We start from the raw sequence: 18253 nt of genomic DNA on the forward strand, positions 1-18253 counted from the left end.
ACATGATGATACGTGGCAGGGGCGAGGTGCAGGGCTTCAGGATTGCGACTGCGCGCGATCGACCATGCACCGAGCCCCCAAGCCATGCACACCCGTGGCGCTCCAGGGAGCGTTCCCGCATAATCCCGCGACTGACAATCGAACACGGAGAAATTGGGGCGGCCTTCGAACCCCAATGCACACGATGACCTACACGCTCTACGGCATAAAAGCCTGCGACACCATGAAAAAGGCACGCACCTGGCTCGAAGGCCAGGCCATTGCCTACGAATTCCACGACTACAAGACCCAAGGCATCGACCGCGACAGCCTCAACCGCTGGTGCGACGAGCACGGCTGGGAAGTGGTCCTCAATCGCGCCGGTACCACCTTCCGCAAGCTGGATGACGCCAGCAAGGCCGGTCTCGACCAGGCCAAGGCCGTCGAGCTGATGCTGGCCCAGCCGTCGATGATCAAGCGCCCGGTACTCGACCTTGGCAGCCGCACCCTGGTCGGCTTCAAGCCCGACCTGTACGCCGCGGCACTGGCCTGAACCGCCTTCGCTTCAACCCCTTATTTGCATGAGGTAATCGCATGTCCACTACCCTGTTCAGCCTGGCCTTCGGTGTCGGCACCCAGAACCGCCAGGGTGCCTGGCTGGAAGTCTTCTACGCACAGCCCTTGGTTTCCCCGAGCGCCGAGCTGGTCGCCGCCATCGCCCCGATCCTCGGTTATGAAGGTGGCAACCAGGCCATCGCCTTCAGCAACGCCCAGGCCGCCCAGCTGGCCGAAGCACTCAAGGCTGTGGATGCCGGCCAGGCCGCCCTGCTGACCCGCCTGGCCGAAAGCCACAAGCCGCTGGTCGCCACCCTGCTGGCCGAAGACGGCGCCCTGGCCTCCACCCCGGAGGCTTATCTCAAGCTGCACCTGCTGTCCCACCGCCTGGTCAAGCCGCACGGCGTGAGCCTGGCCGGCATCTTCCCGCTGCTGCCGAACGTCGCCTGGACCAACCAGGGCGCGGTGGACCTGAGCGAGCTGGCCGAACTGCAGCTCGAGGCACGCCTGAAGGGCGAGCTGCTGGAAGTGTTCTCGGTGGACAAGTTCCCGAAGATGACCGACTACGTGGTCCCGGCCGGCGTGCGCATCGCCGACACCGCCCGTGTACGCCTGGGCGCCTACATCGGCGAAGGCACCACCATCATGCACGAAGGCTTCGTCAACTTTAACGCCGGCACCGAAGGCCCGGGCATGATCGAAGGCCGCGTCTCGGCGGGCGTGTTCGTCGGCAAGGGCTCGGACCTGGGTGGCGGCTGCTCGACCATGGGCACCCTGTCCGGCGGCGGCAACATCGTCATCAAGGTCGGCGAAGGCTGCCTGATCGGCGCCAATGCCGGCATCGGCATCCCGCTGGGCGACCGCAACACCGTGGAAGCGGGCCTGTACATCACGGCCGGTACCAAGGTGAACCTGCTGGACGAGAACAACCAACTGGTCAAGGTGGTCAAGGCCCGTGACCTGGCCGGCCAGACCGACCTGCTGTTCCGCCGCAACTCGCTGAACGGCGCAGTGGAATGCAAGACCCACAAGTCGGCCATCGAGCTGAACGAGGCGCTGCACGCCCACAACTGAGAACCATGACGGGTTCGAAGTGATAAGATCGGGTCTGGCCTAGCACCAGGCCCGATTTTCATTTCAGGTCCCGTGATCATGTTCCAGCCCTCCCCCTGGCGTGCCGATTTCCCCGCGATCGCCGCCCTGCAACGGCAGCACCAGACCTACCTGGACAGCGCCGCCACCACCCAGAAGCCCCAGGCCCTGCTCGATGCCCTGAACCATTACTACCGCCACGGCGCGGCCAATGTGCATCGCGCCCAGCACCTGCCCGGCGCCATGGCCACCCAGGCCTTCGAAACCAGCCGTGACAAGGTCGCCGCCTGGCTCAACGCCGGCGACGCGCGCCAGGTGGTCTTCACCCATGGCGCCACCTCGGCGCTGAACCTGCTGGCCTATGGCCTGGAATACCGCTTCGAGGCTGGCGACGAAATCGCCATCAGCGCCCTGGAGCACCATGCGAACCTGTTGCCCTGGCAGGAGCTGGCCCGGCGCCGTGACCTGCGCCTGGTGGTACTGCCACTGGACGAACACGGCCACATCGACCTGAACCAAGCCTTGCAACTGATCGGCCCCCGTACGCGGTTGCTGGCGGTGAGCCAGCTGTCCAATGTGCTGGGCACCTGGCAACCCCTGCCTGCGTTGCTCGCCCACGCCCAGGCCCAGGGCGCACTGACCGTGGTCGACGGTGCCCAGGGCATCGTCCATGGTCGCCACGACGTGCAACAGCTGGGCTGCGATTTCTATGTGTTCTCCAGCCACAAGCTGTACGGCCCCGAAGGCGTCGGCGTGCTGTATGGACGCCCCGGAGCGCTGGAGCTGCTGCGCCACTGGCAGTTCGGCGGCGAAATGGTGCAACTGGCCGACTATCACAGCGCCAGCTATCGCCCCGCGCCGCTGGGCTTCGAAGCCGGCACCCCACCGATCGCCGGCGTCATCGGCCTGGGCGCGACCCTTGGCTACCTCGCCAGCCTCGACGCTACGGCCGTCGCCCAGCATGAAGCCAACCTGCACCAGCATCTGCTGCGTGGCCTGGCCGACCGGGACGGCATCCGCATCCTGGGCACGCCGCAAGCGGCGCTGGCCAGTTTCGTGGTGGAAGGCGTGCACAATGCCGACCTTGCCCACGTGCTGACCGAGCAAGGCATCGCCGTGCGCGCCGGGCATCACTGCGCCATGCCGCTGCTCAAGGGCCTGGGGCTCGAAGGCGCGATTCGGGTGTCGCTGGCCTTGTACAACGACGGCGACGACCTGGTGCGCTTCTTCGACGCCCTCGACCAAGGCCTGGAGCTGTTGCGATGAGCCTGTCGGCAGAGGCCAGCCAGGCGCTGGAGAGCTTCGAGCAGGCGCGCGGCTGGGAACAGCGGGCGCGATTGCTGATGCAGTGGGGCGATCGGCTGGAGCCACTGGACGATGCGCAGAAATGCGAAGCCAACCGCGTGCATGGCTGCGAAAGCCTGGTCTGGCTGGTGGCCGAGAACGACCAGGGGCAATGGCACTTCAAGGCCAGCAGCGATGCCCGCCTGTTGCGTGGGCTGCTGGCCCTGCTGCTGGTGCGGGTGCAAGGGTTGCCAAGCGCGGACCTGGCCCAGGTGGACCTGCGCGGCTGGTTTACCCAGCTGGGGCTGGAGCGCCAGTTGTCGCCATCGCGCAGCAATGGCTTGCATGCAGTGCTCCAGCGCATGGCAGAGTTGGCGTCCAACCGCTGACCAACGCCGCTCCTACAGGGCGCGAGCAGGGCGGTTATTCTGGCTTGATGCGCTCCGAAGGCCGCCGCGCCCCTGCCACCAGTTTCTCCACCGCCTTGCTCGCCGCGACCATGCCGAAGGTCGCGGTCACCATCATCACCGCGCCAAAGCCACCTGAGCAGTCCAGGCGCACGCCCTCGCCCACGAAGCTCTTCTGCAGGCAGACGCTGCCATCACCCTTGGGATAGCGCAGCTGCTCGCTGGAAAACACACACGGCACGCCATAGTTGCGCGACACATTGCGCGAGAAGTTGTAGTCGCGCCGCAGGGTCGAACGCACCCGCGAGGCCAGCGGGTCGTTGAAGGTCTTGTTGAGGTCACCGACCTGCACCTGGGTCGGGTCGATCTGCCCGCCTGCGCCACCGGTGGTGACGATGGCGATCTTGCGCCGGCGGCACCAGGCGATCAATGCGGCCTTGGCCATGACGCTGTCGATGCAGTCGATGACGCAGTCGAGCGCTTCGGTGATGTACTCGACCATGGTGTCGCGGGTGACGAAGTCGGCCACGGCATGCACAGTGCACGCCGGGTTGATCGCGCGCAGGCGCTCGGCCATCACCTCCACCTTCGGCCGCCCCACCTGGCCCTCCAGGGCATGGGCCTGGCGGTTGGTGTTGCTGACGCAGACATCGTCCAGGTCGAACAAAGTGATCTCGCCCACGCCGCTGCGGGCCATGGCCTCGGCCGCCCAGGAACCGACCCCGCCGATACCGACGATCGCCACATGGGCCTGGCGCAGGCGCTTCAGGCCCTGCTCGCCATACAGCCGGGCAACGCCGGCAAAGCGTGGATCTTCTGTGCTCATGCTCACCCCCTGAAAAAACGGCGCGCATTATATGCCAACAGGCCAGCCCTGGGGCCGCCATGCCGCCCTTGTTAGTAAAGACCCTACAAACCCTGCTTTAATACCCCATCAACCAAAGCGTCCTGAGCGATAGCCGAGCGGCATCAGAACTTCATCGTGCGCGGGCAATCCAAGCATTGCTTGCCCTGGCAAGGCCCGCCCCGCTCCCCCTTCGGAACCTGAAACACCTATGTCATCACGCAAATTCGGTCTCAACCTGGTGGTGGTCCTGGCCATCGCCGCGCTGTTCACTGGCTTCTGGGCGCTGATCAACCGCCCGGTGTCCGCCCCTGCCTGGCCGGAGCAGATCTCCGGCTTCTCCTATTCGCCGTTCCGCCTGGGCCAGAGCCCACAGAAAGGCCAATACCCCAGCGATGAAGAAATGCTCCAGGACCTGGAGCAGATGAGCAAGCTGACCGACAGCATCCGCATCTATACGGTCGAGGGTACCCAGGCGGACATCCCTCGCCTGGCCGAGGAACTGGGGTTGCGCGTCACCCTGGGCATCTGGATCAGCCCGGACCTGGAACGCAACGAGCGTGAGATCGCCAAGGCCATCGAACTGGCCAATACCTCGCGCAGCGTGGTGCGGGTCGTGGTGGGCAACGAAGCCCTGTTCCGCGAGGAGATCACCCCCGAAGCACTGATCAACTACCTGGACCGGGTGCGGGCAGCGGTGAAGGTCCCGGTCACGACCAGCGAACAATGGCACATCTGGAAGGAAAACCCGGAGCTGGCCAAGCATGTCGACCTGATCGCCGCGCATATCCTGCCCTACTGGGAGTTCGTGCCGATGAAGGACTCGCTGCAGTTCGTCCTCGACCGCGCCCGCGAGCTCAAACAGCAATTCCCACGCAAGCCGTTGCTGCTCTCGGAGGTCGGCTGGCCCAGCAACGGGCGCATGCGCGGCGGTGCCGACGCCACCCAGGCCGACCAGGCGATCTACCTGCGCACGCTGGTCAATACCCTCAACCGTCGCGGCTACAACTATTTCGTCATCGAGGCCTACGACCAACCCTGGAAAGCCAGCGACGAAGGCTCCGTGGGCGCCTACTGGGGCGTGTTCAACGCCGCGCGCCAGCAAAAATTCAATTTCGAGGGCCCCGTGGTCGCCATCCCGCAATGGCGCGCCCTGGCCGTGGCCTCGGTGGTGCTGGCGCTGATCGCCCTGGCGGTGCTGTTGATCGACGGCTCGGCCTTGCGCCAGCGTGGCCGCACCTTCCTCACCTTCATCACCTTCCTGTGCGGGTCGGTGCTGGTGTGGATCGCCTATGACTACAGCCAGCAGTACAGCACCTGGTTCAGCGTGACCGTGGGCGTCTTGCTGGCCCTGGGCGCCCTGGGCGTGTTCATCGTGCTGTTGACCGAGGCCCATGAGCTGGCCGAAGCGGTGTGGATCCACAAGCGGCGCAGGGAATTCCTACCGGTGCAGGCGGACACGGCCTACCGGCCCAAGGTCTCGATCCACGTGCCCTGCTACAACGAGCCGCCCGAGATGGTGAAACAGACCCTCGACGCCCTGGCCGCCCTCGACTACCCCGACTATGAAGTGCTGGTGATCGACAACAACACCAAGGACCCGGCCGTATGGGAACCGCTCAAGGCCCATTGCGAGCTGCTGGGCGAGCGCTTCCGCTTCTTCCACGTAGCGCCGCTGGCCGGCTTCAAGGGTGGCGCGCTGAACTACCTGATCCCACACACCGCCGCCGATGCCGAAGTGATCGCCGTGATCGACTCGGACTACTGCGTCGACCGCAACTGGCTCAAGCACATGGTCCCGCACTTCGCCGACCCGAAGATCGCCGTGGTGCAGTCGCCCCAGGACTACCGCGACCAGCATGAAAGCGCCTTCAAGAAGCTGTGCTACAGCGAGTACAAGGGCTTCTTCCACATCGGCATGGTCACCCGCAACGACCGTGACGCGATCATCCAGCACGGCACCATGACCATGACCCGCCGTTCGGTGCTGCAGGAGCTGGGGTGGGCCGAGTGGTGCATCTGCGAAGATGCCGAGCTGGGCCTGCGGGTGTTCGAAAAGGGGCTGTCGGCTGCCTACGCGCACAACAGCTACGGCAAAGGCCTGATGCCGGACACCTTCATCGACTTCAAGAAGCAGCGCTTCCGCTGGGCCTACGGCGCCATCCAGATCATCAAGCACCACGCCGCCGCCCTGCTGCGGGGCAAGGGCAGCGAGCTGACCCGCGGCCAGCGCTACCACTTCCTGGCCGGCTGGCTGCCATGGATCGCCGATGGCATGAACATCTTCTTCACCGTCGGTGCGTTGTTGTGGTCGGCCGCGATGATCATCGTGCCGCAACGGGTCGACCCACCGCTGATGATCTTCGCCATTCCGCCGCTGGCGCTGTTCTTCTTCAAGGTCGGCAAGATCATCTTCCTGTACCGCCGCGCCGTGGGTGTCGACCTCAAGGATGCGTTCGCCGCCGCGCTGGCAGGGCTGGCACTGTCGCATACCATCGCCAAGGCGGTGCTGTACGGGTTCTTCACCAGCAGCATGCCGTTCTTCCGCACGCCCAAGAATGCCGACAGCCATGGCTTGCTGGTGGCGATTTCCGAGGCCCGGGAGGAGTTGTTCATCATGCTCATGCTGTGGGGCGCAGCGCTGGGCATCTACCTGGTGCAAGGCTTGCCTGGCGCGGACATGCGCTTCTGGGTGGCGATGTTGCTGGTGCAGTCGCTGCCTTATGTGGCGGCGTTGGTAATGGCGTTCCTGTCGTCGCTGCCCAAGCCGGTGGAAAAGGCGGCCGAGCCGCAGCAGGCTTGAAACTATCAGGGCTGCTTTGCAGCCCATCGCCGGCAAGCCGGCTCCCACAAGCCTCAGGGGCTGCGATGCATCTGTAGGAGCCGGCTTGCCGGCGATTGGGCCGTGCCGCCTGGAACCATTTGATATAAGATAACGCCCCTGTTTCCCCGCCCGCCTTGCCCCCGGAGTCCTTCATGACGGCCCCTGCCGAGCTCTCGCCTACCCTTCAACTGGCCTGCGACTTGATCCGTCGCCCTTCGGTCACCCCTGTCGATGCCGATTGCCAGGCCCAGATGATGAACCGCCTGGGTGCTGTCGGCTTCCAGCTGGAGCCGATGCGCATCGAAGACGTCGACAACTTCTGGGCGACCCACGGCACCCAGGACGGCCCGGTGCTGTGCTTCGCCGGCCATACCGACGTGGTGCCCACCGGCCCCGTGCAGGCCTGGCAGCATGAGCCCTTCGAGGCACTGATCGATGCCGACGGCATGCTCTGTGGCCGCGGCGCCGCGGACATGAAAGGCAGCCTGGCGTCCATGGTGGTGGCCAGCGAACGCTTCGTGCGCGACTACCCGAACCACCGTGGCAAGGTGGCCTTCCTGATCACCAGCGACGAAGAGGGCCCGGCCCACCATGGCACCAAGGCCGTGGTCGAACGCCTGCGGGCGCGCAACGAGCGCCTGGACTGGTGCATCGTCGGCGAACCGTCCAGTACCACCCTGCTGGGCGATGTGGTCAAGAACGGCCGCCGTGGCTCGCTCGGCGCCAAGCTTACCGTGCGCGGCAAGCAGGGCCACGTGGCCTACCCGCACCTGGCGCGCAACCCCATCCACCTGGCCGCCCCGGCCCTGGCGGAACTGGCCGCCGAGCACTGGGACGAAGGCAACGCATTCTTCCCGCCGACCAGCTTCCAGATCTCCAACCTCAATTCCGGCACCGGCGCGACCAACGTGGTCCCGGGCGAGCTGGTCGCGGTGTTCAACTTCCGTTTCTCCACCGAATCCACGGTCGAGGGCCTGCAGGCCCGCGTGGCGGCGATCCTCGACAAGCACCAGTTGGATTGGACCATTGACTGGGCGTTGTCCGGCCTGCCGTTCCTGACCGAACCTGGCGAGTTGCTCGACGCCGTGTCCGCCGGTATCAAGGCCGTCACCGGCCGCGACACCCAACCGTCCACCAGCGGTGGTACCTCCGATGGGCGCTTCATCGCCACCCTGGGCACCCAGGTGGTGGAACTCGGCCCGGTGAACGCCACCATCCACCAGGTCGACGAACGTATCCTGGCCAGCGACCTGGAGTTGCTGACCGAGATCTACTACCAGACCCTGGTACGGTTGCTCGCCTGATGCTCGCCTGCCCTCTCTGCCAGGCCGCCCTGACGCGCCTCGACAACGGCGTGGTATGCCCCGTCGGGCACCGCTTCGACCGGGCCCGCCAGGGCTACCTGAACCTGTTGCCGGTGCAGCACAAGAACAGCCGCGACCCCGGCGACAACCAGGCCATGGTCCAGGCGCGCCGTGACTTCCTCGACGCCGGCCACTACGCCCCGGTGGCCCGGCGCCTGGCCGAACTTGCCGCCGAGCGCCAGCCCAGCGCCTGGCTGGACATCGGCTGCGGCGAGGGCTATTACACCGCACAGCTGGCCCAGGCCCTGCCCACCGCCGATGGCTACGCCCTGGATATCTCCCGCGAGGCGGTCAAGCGCGCCTGCCGGCGCGCGCCCCAGGTAACCTGGATGGTCGCGAGCATGGCCCGGGTGCCCTTGCTCGACGCCAGCTGCCAGTTCATCGCCAGCGTGTTCAGCCCGCTGGATTGGCACGAGGCCAAGCGCCTGCTCAACCCCGGTGGCGGCCTGATGCGGGTCGGGCCGACCAGCGGCCACCTGATGGAACTGCGCGAGGTGCTCTACGATGAAGTACGCCCCTACGCCGATGACAAGCACCTGGCCCTGGTCCCGGAGGGCCTGTACCACGCCCATGGCGAAGTGCTGGAGTTTCGCCTGAGCCTGGCCGAGCCTCAGGCACGCGCCGACCTGCTGGCGATGACCCCGCATGGTTGGCGCGCCAGCGCCGAGAAGCGCGCGCGGGTGATCGACCAGCCCGAACCGTTCGAAGTCACGGTTTCCATGCGTTATGACTATTTCGTGCGCCAAGACTGAGCACACCGGAGCCCTTTATGCGCCAACCCGATATCGAGATCTACCTCAAGGACACCGACGTCGACCACAAGCAGGTGGCCGAGTGGCTCGGCCAGGCCCTGGGCTCTTGCAGCCAATGGCAGCAACGTGGCCAGACCTGGAAATGCACAGCCGGTAACATTCCGGTCACCTGGGTACCCAAGGCTGTGGGGAAATGGAACAGCCTGTTCCTGGAAAGCGACCAGACGCCGTGGGACGACGACATCGCCTGCGCCCGTGCAGCCTATGCCGCACTCGGGGTCGAAGTGCGCTGCGCACCGGGTGGCTGGGCCGAGGAAGATGGCGAAGAAGATGCCGACCGCTGGGTCCGCATCAGCGCCGACGGTGAACAGGAAATCACCTGGCGCACCAGCTGAAACGCCGGCGGGTAAGCGTCAGGCTGCAAGTTCCACGGTCAACTTGCAGCTTGAAGCTTCAAGCGTGTAGCCAGAGGCCTTAGAGGCCGATCACGTCCTCGGCCTGCAAGCCTTTCTGGCCTTGCACGAGGGCGTATTCAACCCGCTGTCCCTCGACCAGGGTACGATGCCCCTCACCGCGGATAGCCCGATAGTGGACGAACACATCCGCACCACCCTCGCGCTGAATGAAGCCATAACCCTTGGCATCGTTGAACCACTTTACATTCCCAGTCTCACGAGACGACATCTGAACTACTCCGGATTTTTATTTTGAAGATCGCCTTGCAAGCACGGGGTCACCTCCCCGTGCTGACGCAGCTCGCTGAAATATCTTGCAAGCTGCGGACCGAGTATATGACAGCGAACAAAAAAAATTCATGACTGGAACGAGTTTTGGCGAATTTTGCCGAACTTGCACAGATACGGCAGACTAACTGCCTGGATATTCCCAAAACATTTCACCCAGGGCACACACCCCATGACCCGTTCCCCCCTGCGCCGGCTGATTTTCGGCGCCCTGCGTCGCCTGTTGTACCTGTGGGTGCGCTCCGAAACCATCAACCAGTCGTCCCTGACGCTCAAGCTCGACCGCAGCCGCCCAGTGTTCTACGCCCTGCCCTCGCCCTCGCTGACCGACCTGGCCGTGGTCGACCGCGAATGCACCAAGGCCGGGCTGCCGCGCCCGGTGCTGCCGGTTGCCGTGGGCCCGCTGCAAGAACCGGCTGCGTTCTTCTACCTGACGCCCGACCCGGACTGGCTCGGCCGCCATGACAAGCGCGGCGCGCCGCCCACCCTGGAGCGCCTGGTGGCCGCAGTCAGCCAGCATGCCGAGGAAGATGCGCAGATCATCCCGGTCAGCGTGTTCTGGGGCCAGTCGCCGGCCAGCGAGTCCAGCCCGTGGAAGCTGTTGTTCGCCGACAGCTGGGCCGTCACCGGGCGCCTGCGCCGGTTGCTGACGATCATGATCCTGGGCCGCAAGACCCGCGTGCAGTTCTCCGCGCCCATCCACCTGCGCGAGCTGGTGCAGCACAACAAAGGCCACGAGCGCACCGTGCGCATGGCCCAGCGCATCATGCGCGTGCACTTTCGCAACCTGAAGACTGCAGTCATCGGCCCGGACATCTCCCACCGGCGCAACCTGGTCAAGGGGCTGGTCCACGACCCGCTGGTGCGCCAGGCGATCAGCGACGAAGCCGAGCGCGAGAAGATCCCCTATGCCAAGGCCGAAGCCCAGGCGCTGCGCTACGGCAACGAGATCGCTTCGGACTACACCTACACGGCGATCCGCTTCCTCGAGGTGGTGCTGAGCTGGTTCTGGAACAAGATCTACGACGGTATCAAGGTCAACCATATCGAGCAGGTCCAAGGCATCGCGCCAGGCCACGAAGTGATCTACGTGCCCTGCCACCGCAGCCACATCGACTACCTATTGCTGTCGTACCTGCTGTTCCGCAACGGCCTCACCCCACCTCACATCGCGGCGGGCATCAATCTCAACATGCCGGTCATCGGCGGCCTGCTGCGCCGTGGCGGTGCGTTCTTCATGCGCCGCACGTTCAAGGGCAACCCCCTGTACACGGCGGTGTTCAATGAATACCTGCATACCTTGTTCACCAAGGGCTTCCCTGTCGAGTACTTCGTCGAGGGCGGCCGTTCGCGCACCGGCCGCATGCTGCAGCCACGCACCGGCATGCTCGCCATTACCCTGCGCAGCTTCCTGCGTTCCTCGCGTACACCGATCGTCTTCGTGCCGGTGTATATCGGCTACGAACGCGTGCTGGAGGGCCGTACCTACCTGGGCGAGCTGCGCGGGGCGAGCAAGAAGAAGGAGTCGATCTTCGACATCTTCAAGGTGGTCGGCGCGCTGAAACAGCGCTTCGGGCAGGTCTACGTGAACTTCGGCGAGCCGATCCGCCTGGCCGGGTTCCTCGACGAGCAGCAGCCCGGCTGGCGCGAACAGGCGCTCGGCCCACAGTTCCGCCCGGCCTGGCTCAACGAGACCACTACACGCCTGGGCGAGACCGTGGCCCGTCACCTGAACGAAGCCGCAGCGATCAACCCGGTCAACCTGGTGGCCCTGGCGCTGCTCTCCACCAGCCGCCTGGCCCTGGACGACCGCGCCCTGACCCGGGTGCTCGACCTCTACCTGGCGCTGCTGCGCCAAGTGCCCTATTCCCCGCACACCACCCTGCCGGAGGGTGATGGCCCGGCGCTGATCGAGCACGTCAAGGGCATGGGCCTGCTGTCCGAACAGAAGGACGCCCTGGGGCGCATCCTGTACCTGGATGAAGCCAACGCGGTGCTGATGACCTACTACCGCAACAATGTCCTGCACATTTTCGCACTGCCGGCCCTGTTGGCGAGCTTCTTCCAGAGCAGCTCGCGCATGAGCCGCGAGCTGGTCGGCCAATATGTCCAGGCGTTGTACCCCTACCTGCAGGCCGAGCTGTTCCTGCGCTGGACACCGGGGCAACTGGAGGGCGTGATCGACCAATGGCTGGCCGCCCTGGTGGAACAGGGCCTGCTGCGCTTCGAGAACGGCGTCTACCTGCGCCCGGCGCCCAGTTCGCGACAGTTCGTCCTGCTGACCCTGCTGGCCCGCGCCATCACCCAGACGCTGCAACGCTTCTACATGGCGACGTCCTTGTTGCTCAACAGCGGCCAGAACACCCTGACGGCCGAGGAGCTGGAGGACCTGTGCGTGATGATGGCCCAGCGCCTGTCGATCCTGCATGGGCTCAATGCCCCGGAATTCTTCGACAAGACGCTGTTCCGCCACTTCATCCAGACCCTGGTTGGCCAGGATGTGCTGCGGCCCGATGCCCAGGGCAAGCTGGGCTATCACGACAAGCTCGCCGAACTGGCCGAGGGCGTGGCCAAGCGGGTGCTGTCGGCCGAGCTGCGCCTGTCGATCCGTCAGGTGGCCTTGCACCGTGACGAACCGGAGGAAATCGTCGGGGTGTAGGGTTTCAGCCTGCCAGAGGGCCCGCGGAAGATTCAGGATGCCAAGGCTGCATCCACTCGAATACTTATCGGAGCCCTCACATGACCGATACATCCATGAAACACCTGGATATCGAAATCGTCTCTACCAGCACCCTGGACCTTCCACCCTCGGCACAGGTTTCGCTCAGCCTCCTGGATACCTCGCTCGCGGATGCGCCAGCCATCGCTATCGCGCAGCTGCGCTTGCGTTGTGCTGGCGTGATGCCGATCCGCCTTATGCTGAACTACGACAGCCGAAGCCTGAAAGCTGGCCGGCGCTATGTCCTTGGCGCACGCATCGAGCAAGAAGACAAGCTTTGGTACATCAACACCGTGTCGCACCCTGTTGAGCCTGACGGCGTTACCGGTCCGCTGCGCGTGTCTGTCGACAGGGTCGCGGAGCCGGCCTGCATGCGTGGCGAACGCGGCAGTGGCTTCATCGACCAACAGCCTGACGGCATCCATGGCGGCAACCGTACCAGGTGATCCAGCGGGCACACGGCCTCACGGTTCGTGTGCCATTTCCCTCTGATCCGCAGCCTCGTCATTTCCTAGAGTCCGCCAGACATGCACACGGCACGTTCGCCATCACCCGGCGCATGGCAAGGAGCTCATATGGACCATCGCTTCACGGAAATCTTCGGCACTGTAACCAGCCCCCATCTACCGACACTGGCAGATGGTGCTGCCCGCCTGAGCGTCACACTCAAAACCGAGACCCAGCCATACGGGGAGTTCATCGCGTCATGGAGCTGCCAGGCCAGCGGCTCGCCCATGCCCTTCCAGCTACAAGTCGACAGCACCTGCCTGGAGACCGAGCAGGCGTTAGTACTGGAGGCCAGGTGCTCGACCACGCCAGGGCAAGCGGGTACGGTGGCCTTCGCGTCGCAGCCCTTCGCAGGGGAGGCTAGCACGCAGGTCGGCCCTCTGGACCTGCTATTGGAACCGATCGACGGCATAGCGCAGGCCACCGCAGAAAAAATGCCGATTCCGCCCGCGATCATTCCGCTGTCCGGCGTTATCCAGATTCCCCCTGAACTCATGCTGGAAGAAGCCTATCTGGACACAACCTTGTTGCTCATCCAGGAAGATGGGTACAGCAACAGAGCGTCGAGCAACATCGCTGAGCATTCCAGGCTCATCCGACAGCCGAACGCACCCTTCACCCTGCTCCTGGATGCCTCCGTCATTCCCCCTGGGTATCGGGTAAAACTGCACATGGGCCTCTTCAGCCTCGATCGACAACAACTACTCGCGGGCAACGTCATCAAGAACCTGGACCTTTCCAATCCAATGGACCTGAGCGAAATCACCCTGCGTAAGCCGCGTCGCTGAATCCTCCGGAAAAATCCGCTAAAGTCCCTGGGGTTGGCCAAAAGCCGACCCCAAGGACATCGGAGATTCCATGAAAAAGTTCTTCATGCTGTGTGGCGCATCCCTGCTCGCAGCCTGCTCCAGCAACACCCCCTCGCACCAGGCCAGCCTGGATGGCGAAGTCTTCTACCTGCAGCGCATCGCCCTGCCGCCTGCGGCCACCTTGAGCGTCAGCCTGCAGGATGTATCGCTGATGGACGCCCCGGCAGTGACCCTGGCCAACCAGGCCGGCCCGGTCAAGGGCAACGTCCCGCTGCCCTTCCACCTGAGCTACGACCCCGCCCAGGTCAAACCTGGCCACCGCTATGCCGTCAGCGCACGCATCGAACTGGACGGCAAGCTGCTGTTCATCAATACCGAACACCATGGCGTCAAGCTCGACGGCAGCGACCCGCAGCCCGTGCGTATCAAAGTCGACCCGGTGCGCTGACCCGCCCATTTTGCCTATAAGGAAATACCCATGATCCGCACCTCCCTGCGCTTCACCACCCTCTGCGCCGGCCTGCTGTTGTCGGCCAGCGCCCTGGCCCTGTCACTGGGCGACCTCACCCAGAAAGATGCCAGCGGCGGCCTGAAGGACGCCCTGACCCAGGGCGCCCAAATCGCCGTCAAGCAACTGAGCACGCCTGGCGGGTTCAGCAACAACCCGGATGTGCGCATCGAGTTGCCGGGCAACCTGGGCAAGGCCGCCAAGGCCATGAAGATGTTCGGCAAGGGTGAGCAAGTCGAAGCCCTGGAAGACAGCATGAACAAGGCCGCCGAAGCGGCTGTGCCGCAAGCCCAGGTCATCCTGGTGGACGCGGTGAAGAAGATGACCGTGACCGACGCCAAGGACATCCTCGCAGGCGGCCAGGATTCGGCCACCCAGTACCTGAACAAGAGCAGCCGCGAGGAGATCCGCGCCAAGTTCCTGCCGATCGTCAAGCAAGCCACCGACAAGGTCGGCCTGGCGCAGCAGTACAACAACTTCGCCGGCCAGGCTGTGGCATTGGGCGTGGTCGACGCCAAGAGCGCCAGCATCGAGAACTATGTCACCGAGAAAGCGCTGGACGGCCTGTTCGAGATGATTGCCAAGCAGGAACAGAGCATCCGCCAGAACCCGGCACAAGCGGCTACCAGCCTGGCCAAGAAGGTGTTCGGCGCGCTGTGATCAGCCGTCTACCGACATAAACCCGAGGGCTGCCCATCGCCGGCAAGCCGGCTCCCACAAATAAAGCGTTAGCTTTGAGGACAGCACCATCCTGTGGGAGCCGGCTTGCCGGCGATGGGCCTGCAGCGCCCCTTCGGTTTTCAGCCCTTCTTCACTCTGAACCACGCCGCATACAGCGCCGGCAGGAACAACAGGGTCAGCACCGTCGCCACGATCAACCCACCCATGATCGCTACCGCCATCGGCCCGTAGAACACGCTGCGCGACAGCGGGATCATCGCCAGCACCGCCGCCAGCGCGGTGAGCACGATGGGCCGGAAGCGTCGTACCGTGGCCTCGATGATCGCCTGCCAACGGTCCAGCCCGGCGGCGATATCCTGCTCGATCTGATCGACCAGGATCACCGAGTTGCGCATGATCATCCCCGCCAAGGCGATGGTGCCGAGCATGGCGACGAAGCCGAACGGCTGGCGGAACACCAGCAGGAACAGCGTCACGCCGATCAGCCCCAGGGGGGCGGTGAGGAACACCATCACCGTGCGCGAGAAACTGCGCAGCTGGATCATCAGCAACGTCAGCACCACCACGATGAACAGCGGCATGCCGGCATTCACCGACTTCTGCCCGCGCTCGGAATCCTCCACCGTGCCACCGACCTCCAGCAGGTAACCGTCCGGCAACTGGTCGCGCACCTGCTGCAGGGTCGGCAGGATCTGCTTGACCAGCGTCACCGGCTGCTCCTTGCCGTAGATATCGGCGCGCACGGTCACCGTCGGCAAACGGTTGCGGTGCCAGATGACGCCTTCCTCGAAGCCGTATTCCAGCGTCGCCACCTGCGACAGGGCCACGCTCTGGCCGTTGTCGGTGGGCAATGCCAGGCTGCCCAGGTTGCCCAGCTCGCGGCGCTCCTGATCGGTCCCGCGCAGCAGGATCTCGATCAGCTCGTTGTCCTCGCGGTATTGGCTGACAGTGGTGCCGGTGAGCGAGCTTTGCAGGAAGCTCGACAGGTGCGCGGTGCTCACGCCCAGGGCACGCGCGCGGTCCTGGTCGATTTCCAGGAACACGGCCTTGCTCGGCTCCTCCCAGTCCAGGTGCACGTTCACCACGTGGGGGTTCTCGCGCACCTTGTCGGCAACTTCACGCGCCAGGGCGCGGACCTTCTCGATATGCTCGCCCGTCACCCGGAACTGCACCGGGTAGCCCACGGGCGGGCCGTTCTCCAGGCGTGTGACCCGCGAGCGCAGTTCTGGGAACTGTTCGTCCAACGTGGCGATCAGCCAACTGCGCAAGGCCTCGCGGTCCTCCAGGCTCTTGGCCAGCACCACGAACTGGGCAAAGCTGGCCGCCGGCAGTTGCTGGTCCAGGGGCAGGTAGAAACGCGGCGAGCCGGTGCCGACGTAGGCGACGTAGTTCTCGATGCCGTCCTGCTGCTTGAGCAATGCCTCCAGGCGTTTGACCTGCTCGGCGGTATTGGCCAGCGACGCGCCTTCGGCGAGCTTGATGTCGACCATCAATTCAGGCCGACCCGACGCCGGGAAGAACTGCTGGGGCACGAAGCGGAACAGCAACAGGCTGCCGATGAACGCAGCGATGGTCAGCACGATCACCGTCTTGCGCCGTCGCACGCACCATCCCACCACCCGGCGCACCCGCTGGTAGAACGGCGTGCCGTACGGGTCATGGCCACCCTCGCCATGGCGCGCCGCGTGGCGCTTGGCCAGGTCCGGCAACAGCCGGTCGCCCAGGTAGGGCACGAACACCACCGCCGCGACCCAGGACGTCAGCAGGGCGATGGTCACCACCTGGAAGATCGAACGGGTGTATTCGCCGGTGCTCGAGGCGGCGGTGGCGATCGGCAGGAAGCCCGCTGCGGTGATCAGGGTACCGGTGAGCATCGGGAACGCCGTGCTCGACCAGGCATAGCTGGCCGCCTTGAGCCGGTCGAAGCCCTGCTCCATCTTGATCGCCATCATCTCGACGGCAATGATCGCATCGTCCACCAGCAACCCCAGGGCCAACACCAATGCGCCCAGGGAGATCTTGTGCAGGCCGATGCCGAAGTAGTGCATGGCGGCGAAGGTCATGGCCAGCACCAGCGGAATGGCCAGGGCCACCACCAAGCCGGTGCGCAGGCCCAGGGAGAAGAAGCTCACCAGCAGCACGATCGCCAGGGCCTCGACCAACACCTGGACGAACTCGCCGACCCCGGCCTTCACCGCCGCCGGCTGGTCGGAGACCTTGCGCAGCTCCATGCCGGCGGGCAGGTTGCGGGCCAGGCGGGCGAACTCGCTTTCCAAGGCCTTGCCCAGGACCAGGATGTCGCCCCCCTCCTTCATCGACACCGCAAGACCGATGGCATCTTCCCCCATGAAACGCATGCGCGGCGCAGGCGGATCGTTGAAGCCACGGTGCACGTCGGCCACGTCGCCGATGCGGAAGGTGCGCTCACCCACGCGAATCGGGAACTGGCGGATCTGCTCGACCGTATCGAAGCGCCCGCTCACCCGCAGTTGCAGGCGCTCGCTGGGGGTTTCGAAGAAGCCGGCGGTGCTCACCGCATTCTGTTCCTGCAACGCCTGCTGCACGGCCTGCAACGGCACGCCGAGGGTCGCCAGCTTGACGTTGGACAGCTCGATCCAGATTTTTTCGTCCTGCAGGCCGAGCAGTTCCACCTTGCCCACGTCCTTGACCCGCTGCAGCTGGATCTGGATGCGGTCTGCATAGTCCTTGAGCACCGCGTAGTCGAAGCCGGCACCGGTCAGGGCATAGATGTTGCCGAAGGTGGTGCCGAATTCGTCGTTGAAGAACGGCCCTTGGATTTCCGGCGGCAGGGTATGGCGGATATCCGCGACCTTCTTGCGGATCTGGTACCAGAGTTCGGGGATGGCTTGCGAATGCATGGAGTCCCGGGCCATGAAGGTGACCTGGGACTCCCCCGGGCGCGAGAACGAAACGATGCGCTCGTACTCGCCGGTTTCCATCAGCTTCTTCTCGATGCGTTCGGTGACCTGCCGGGAGACTTCCTCGGCAGTGGCGCCCGGCCAGAGGGTGCGGATGACCATGGCCTTGAAGGTGAACGGTGGATCCTCGCTCTGCCCTAACTTGGTGTAGGACATGGCGCCAACCGCGGCCAGGAGAATCATCAGGAACAGCACGATCTGCCGGTTGCGCAGGGCCCAGGCGGAAAGATTGAAACCCATCGGGAC

General features: G+C 64.8%; 16 protein-coding genes. 13 read left to right on the forward strand and 3 right to left on the reverse strand.

Annotated features, from left to right (window positions below; genetic code table 11):
- The first annotated feature begins 184 nt into the window (after window positions 1-184).
- The 4 genes from ACXHGZ_RS16010 (at window position 185) to ACXHGZ_RS16025 (ending at window position 3299) form a co-directional block, all read left to right on the forward strand.
- Window positions 185-532 carry an ArsC family reductase gene (locus ACXHGZ_RS16010; protein WP_480464075.1) on the forward strand — a complete coding sequence of 116 codons (348 nt, stop codon included), beginning with the start codon at window positions 185-187 and terminating at the stop codon, window positions 530-532.
- A gap of 41 nt (window positions 533-573) precedes the next feature.
- A complete protein-coding gene (gene dapD, locus ACXHGZ_RS16015) occupies window positions 574-1608 on the forward strand; it encodes a 2,3,4,5-tetrahydropyridine-2,6-dicarboxylate N-succinyltransferase (RefSeq protein ID WP_480460557.1) in 1035 nt (344 codons plus the stop codon).
- A gap of 78 nt (window positions 1609-1686) precedes the next feature.
- Window positions 1687-2892, forward strand: a complete 1206-nt coding sequence (locus ACXHGZ_RS16020; protein ID WP_480460558.1) for a cysteine desulfurase — start codon at window positions 1687-1689, stop codon at window positions 2890-2892.
- A complete protein-coding gene (locus ACXHGZ_RS16025) occupies window positions 2889-3299 on the forward strand; it encodes a SufE family protein (protein ID WP_480460559.1) in 411 nt (136 codons plus the stop codon). Before ACXHGZ_RS16020 ends, ACXHGZ_RS16025 begins: the two co-directional genes overlap by 4 nt.
- A gap of 34 nt (window positions 3300-3333) precedes the next feature.
- Here the strand turns inward: ACXHGZ_RS16025 and tcdA are convergent, their stop codons facing one another.
- Window positions 3334-4143, reverse strand: coding sequence for a tRNA cyclic N6-threonylcarbamoyladenosine(37) synthase TcdA (gene tcdA / locus ACXHGZ_RS16030; protein ID WP_480460560.1), 810 nt, complete (start codon window positions 4141-4143; stop codon window positions 3334-3336).
- A gap of 229 nt (window positions 4144-4372) precedes the next feature.
- On the opposite strand from tcdA, the gene ACXHGZ_RS16035 reads away from it, so the two are divergent.
- The 4 genes from ACXHGZ_RS16035 to ACXHGZ_RS16050 all read left to right on the forward strand — a co-directional run bounded on the left by ACXHGZ_RS16035 (window position 4373) and on the right by ACXHGZ_RS16050 (window position 9496).
- A complete protein-coding gene (locus ACXHGZ_RS16035; protein ID WP_084854336.1) occupies window positions 4373-6964 on the forward strand; it encodes a glycosyltransferase in 2592 nt (863 codons plus the stop codon).
- A gap of 173 nt (window positions 6965-7137) precedes the next feature.
- Window positions 7138-8289, forward strand: a complete 1152-nt coding sequence (gene dapE / locus ACXHGZ_RS16040; RefSeq protein ID WP_480460561.1) for a succinyl-diaminopimelate desuccinylase — start codon at window positions 7138-7140, stop codon at window positions 8287-8289.
- Window positions 8289-9101, forward strand: coding sequence for a putative RNA methyltransferase (locus ACXHGZ_RS16045; RefSeq protein ID WP_480460562.1), 813 nt, complete (start codon window positions 8289-8291; stop codon window positions 9099-9101). Before dapE ends, ACXHGZ_RS16045 begins: the two co-directional genes overlap by 1 nt.
- Window positions 9102-9118: 17 nt before the next feature.
- Entirely contained in the window at window positions 9119-9496 is a 378-nt protein-coding gene (locus ACXHGZ_RS16050) for a hypothetical protein (protein WP_480460563.1), read from the forward strand.
- A gap of 79 nt (window positions 9497-9575) precedes the next feature.
- Here the strand turns inward: ACXHGZ_RS16050 and ACXHGZ_RS16055 are convergent, their stop codons facing one another.
- The gene (locus tag ACXHGZ_RS16055; protein ID WP_084854326.1) at window positions 9576-9785 is read right to left on the reverse strand and encodes a cold-shock protein; all 210 of its coding nucleotides are present in this window, start codon (window positions 9783-9785) and stop codon (window positions 9576-9578) included.
- A gap of 231 nt (window positions 9786-10016) precedes the next feature.
- Between ACXHGZ_RS16055 and plsB the strand changes: the two genes are divergently transcribed.
- The 5 genes from plsB to ACXHGZ_RS16080 all read left to right on the forward strand — a co-directional run bounded on the left by plsB (window position 10017) and on the right by ACXHGZ_RS16080 (window position 15047).
- Window positions 10017-12503, forward strand: a complete 2487-nt coding sequence (gene plsB / locus ACXHGZ_RS16060) for a glycerol-3-phosphate 1-O-acyltransferase PlsB (RefSeq protein WP_480460564.1) — start codon at window positions 10017-10019, stop codon at window positions 12501-12503.
- A gap of 80 nt (window positions 12504-12583) precedes the next feature.
- Entirely contained in the window at window positions 12584-13009 is a 426-nt protein-coding gene (locus ACXHGZ_RS16065) for a YbaY family lipoprotein (protein WP_480460565.1), read from the forward strand.
- A gap of 129 nt (window positions 13010-13138) precedes the next feature.
- Window positions 13139-13858, forward strand: a complete 720-nt coding sequence (locus tag ACXHGZ_RS16070) for a hypothetical protein (RefSeq protein ID WP_480460566.1) — start codon at window positions 13139-13141, stop codon at window positions 13856-13858.
- A gap of 70 nt (window positions 13859-13928) precedes the next feature.
- Window positions 13929-14327: a YbaY family lipoprotein gene (locus ACXHGZ_RS16075; protein WP_480460567.1), complete on the forward strand. Its 399-nt coding sequence runs from the start codon at window positions 13929-13931 to the stop codon at window positions 14325-14327.
- A gap of 30 nt (window positions 14328-14357) precedes the next feature.
- The gene (locus tag ACXHGZ_RS16080; protein ID WP_480460568.1) at window positions 14358-15047 is read left to right on the forward strand and encodes a DUF4197 domain-containing protein; all 690 of its coding nucleotides are present in this window, start codon (window positions 14358-14360) and stop codon (window positions 15045-15047) included.
- A 140-nt stretch (window positions 15048-15187) separates the two neighbouring features.
- On the opposite strand, the gene ACXHGZ_RS16085 is transcribed toward ACXHGZ_RS16080, so the two are convergent.
- Entirely contained in the window at window positions 15188-18247 is a 3060-nt protein-coding gene (locus ACXHGZ_RS16085; protein WP_480460569.1) for an efflux RND transporter permease subunit, read from the reverse strand.
- Between the last annotated feature and the right edge of the window lie 6 nt (window positions 18248-18253).

It is taken from the genome of Pseudomonas shiyinii, from assembly GCF_056725765.1.

What these genes read in the sequence shown, in the direction of transcription:
- ACXHGZ_RS16010 (WP_480464075.1), top strand. Translation starts at nt 185, where the DNA reads ATGACCTACACGCTCTACGGCATAAAAGCCTGCGACACCATGAAAAAG.
- dapD (WP_480460557.1), top strand. Translation starts at nt 574, where the DNA reads ATGTCCACTACCCTGTTCAGCCTGGCCTTCGGTGTCGGCACCCAGAAC.
- ACXHGZ_RS16020 (WP_480460558.1), top strand. Translation starts at nt 1,687, where the DNA reads ATGTTCCAGCCCTCCCCCTGGCGTGCCGATTTCCCCGCGATCGCCGCC.
- ACXHGZ_RS16025 (WP_480460559.1), top strand. Translation starts at nt 2,889, where the DNA reads ATGAGCCTGTCGGCAGAGGCCAGCCAGGCGCTGGAGAGCTTCGAGCAG.
- tcdA (WP_480460560.1), bottom strand. Translation starts at nt 4,143, where the DNA reads ATGAGCACAGAAGATCCACGCTTTGCCGGCGTTGCCCGGCTGTATGGC.
- ACXHGZ_RS16035 (WP_084854336.1), top strand. Translation starts at nt 4,373, where the DNA reads ATGTCATCACGCAAATTCGGTCTCAACCTGGTGGTGGTCCTGGCCATC.
- dapE (WP_480460561.1), top strand. Translation starts at nt 7,138, where the DNA reads ATGACGGCCCCTGCCGAGCTCTCGCCTACCCTTCAACTGGCCTGCGAC.
- ACXHGZ_RS16045 (WP_480460562.1), top strand. Translation starts at nt 8,289, where the DNA reads ATGCTCGCCTGCCCTCTCTGCCAGGCCGCCCTGACGCGCCTCGACAAC.
- ACXHGZ_RS16050 (WP_480460563.1), top strand. Translation starts at nt 9,119, where the DNA reads ATGCGCCAACCCGATATCGAGATCTACCTCAAGGACACCGACGTCGAC.
- ACXHGZ_RS16055 (WP_084854326.1), bottom strand. Translation starts at nt 9,785, where the DNA reads ATGTCGTCTCGTGAGACTGGGAATGTAAAGTGGTTCAACGATGCCAAG.
- plsB (WP_480460564.1), top strand. Translation starts at nt 10,017, where the DNA reads ATGACCCGTTCCCCCCTGCGCCGGCTGATTTTCGGCGCCCTGCGTCGC.
- ACXHGZ_RS16065 (WP_480460565.1), top strand. Translation starts at nt 12,584, where the DNA reads ATGACCGATACATCCATGAAACACCTGGATATCGAAATCGTCTCTACC.
- ACXHGZ_RS16070 (WP_480460566.1), top strand. Translation starts at nt 13,139, where the DNA reads ATGGACCATCGCTTCACGGAAATCTTCGGCACTGTAACCAGCCCCCAT.
- ACXHGZ_RS16075 (WP_480460567.1), top strand. Translation starts at nt 13,929, where the DNA reads ATGAAAAAGTTCTTCATGCTGTGTGGCGCATCCCTGCTCGCAGCCTGC.
- ACXHGZ_RS16080 (WP_480460568.1), top strand. Translation starts at nt 14,358, where the DNA reads ATGATCCGCACCTCCCTGCGCTTCACCACCCTCTGCGCCGGCCTGCTG.
- ACXHGZ_RS16085 (WP_480460569.1), bottom strand. Translation starts at nt 18,247, where the DNA reads ATGGGTTTCAATCTTTCCGCCTGGGCCCTGCGCAACCGGCAGATCGTG.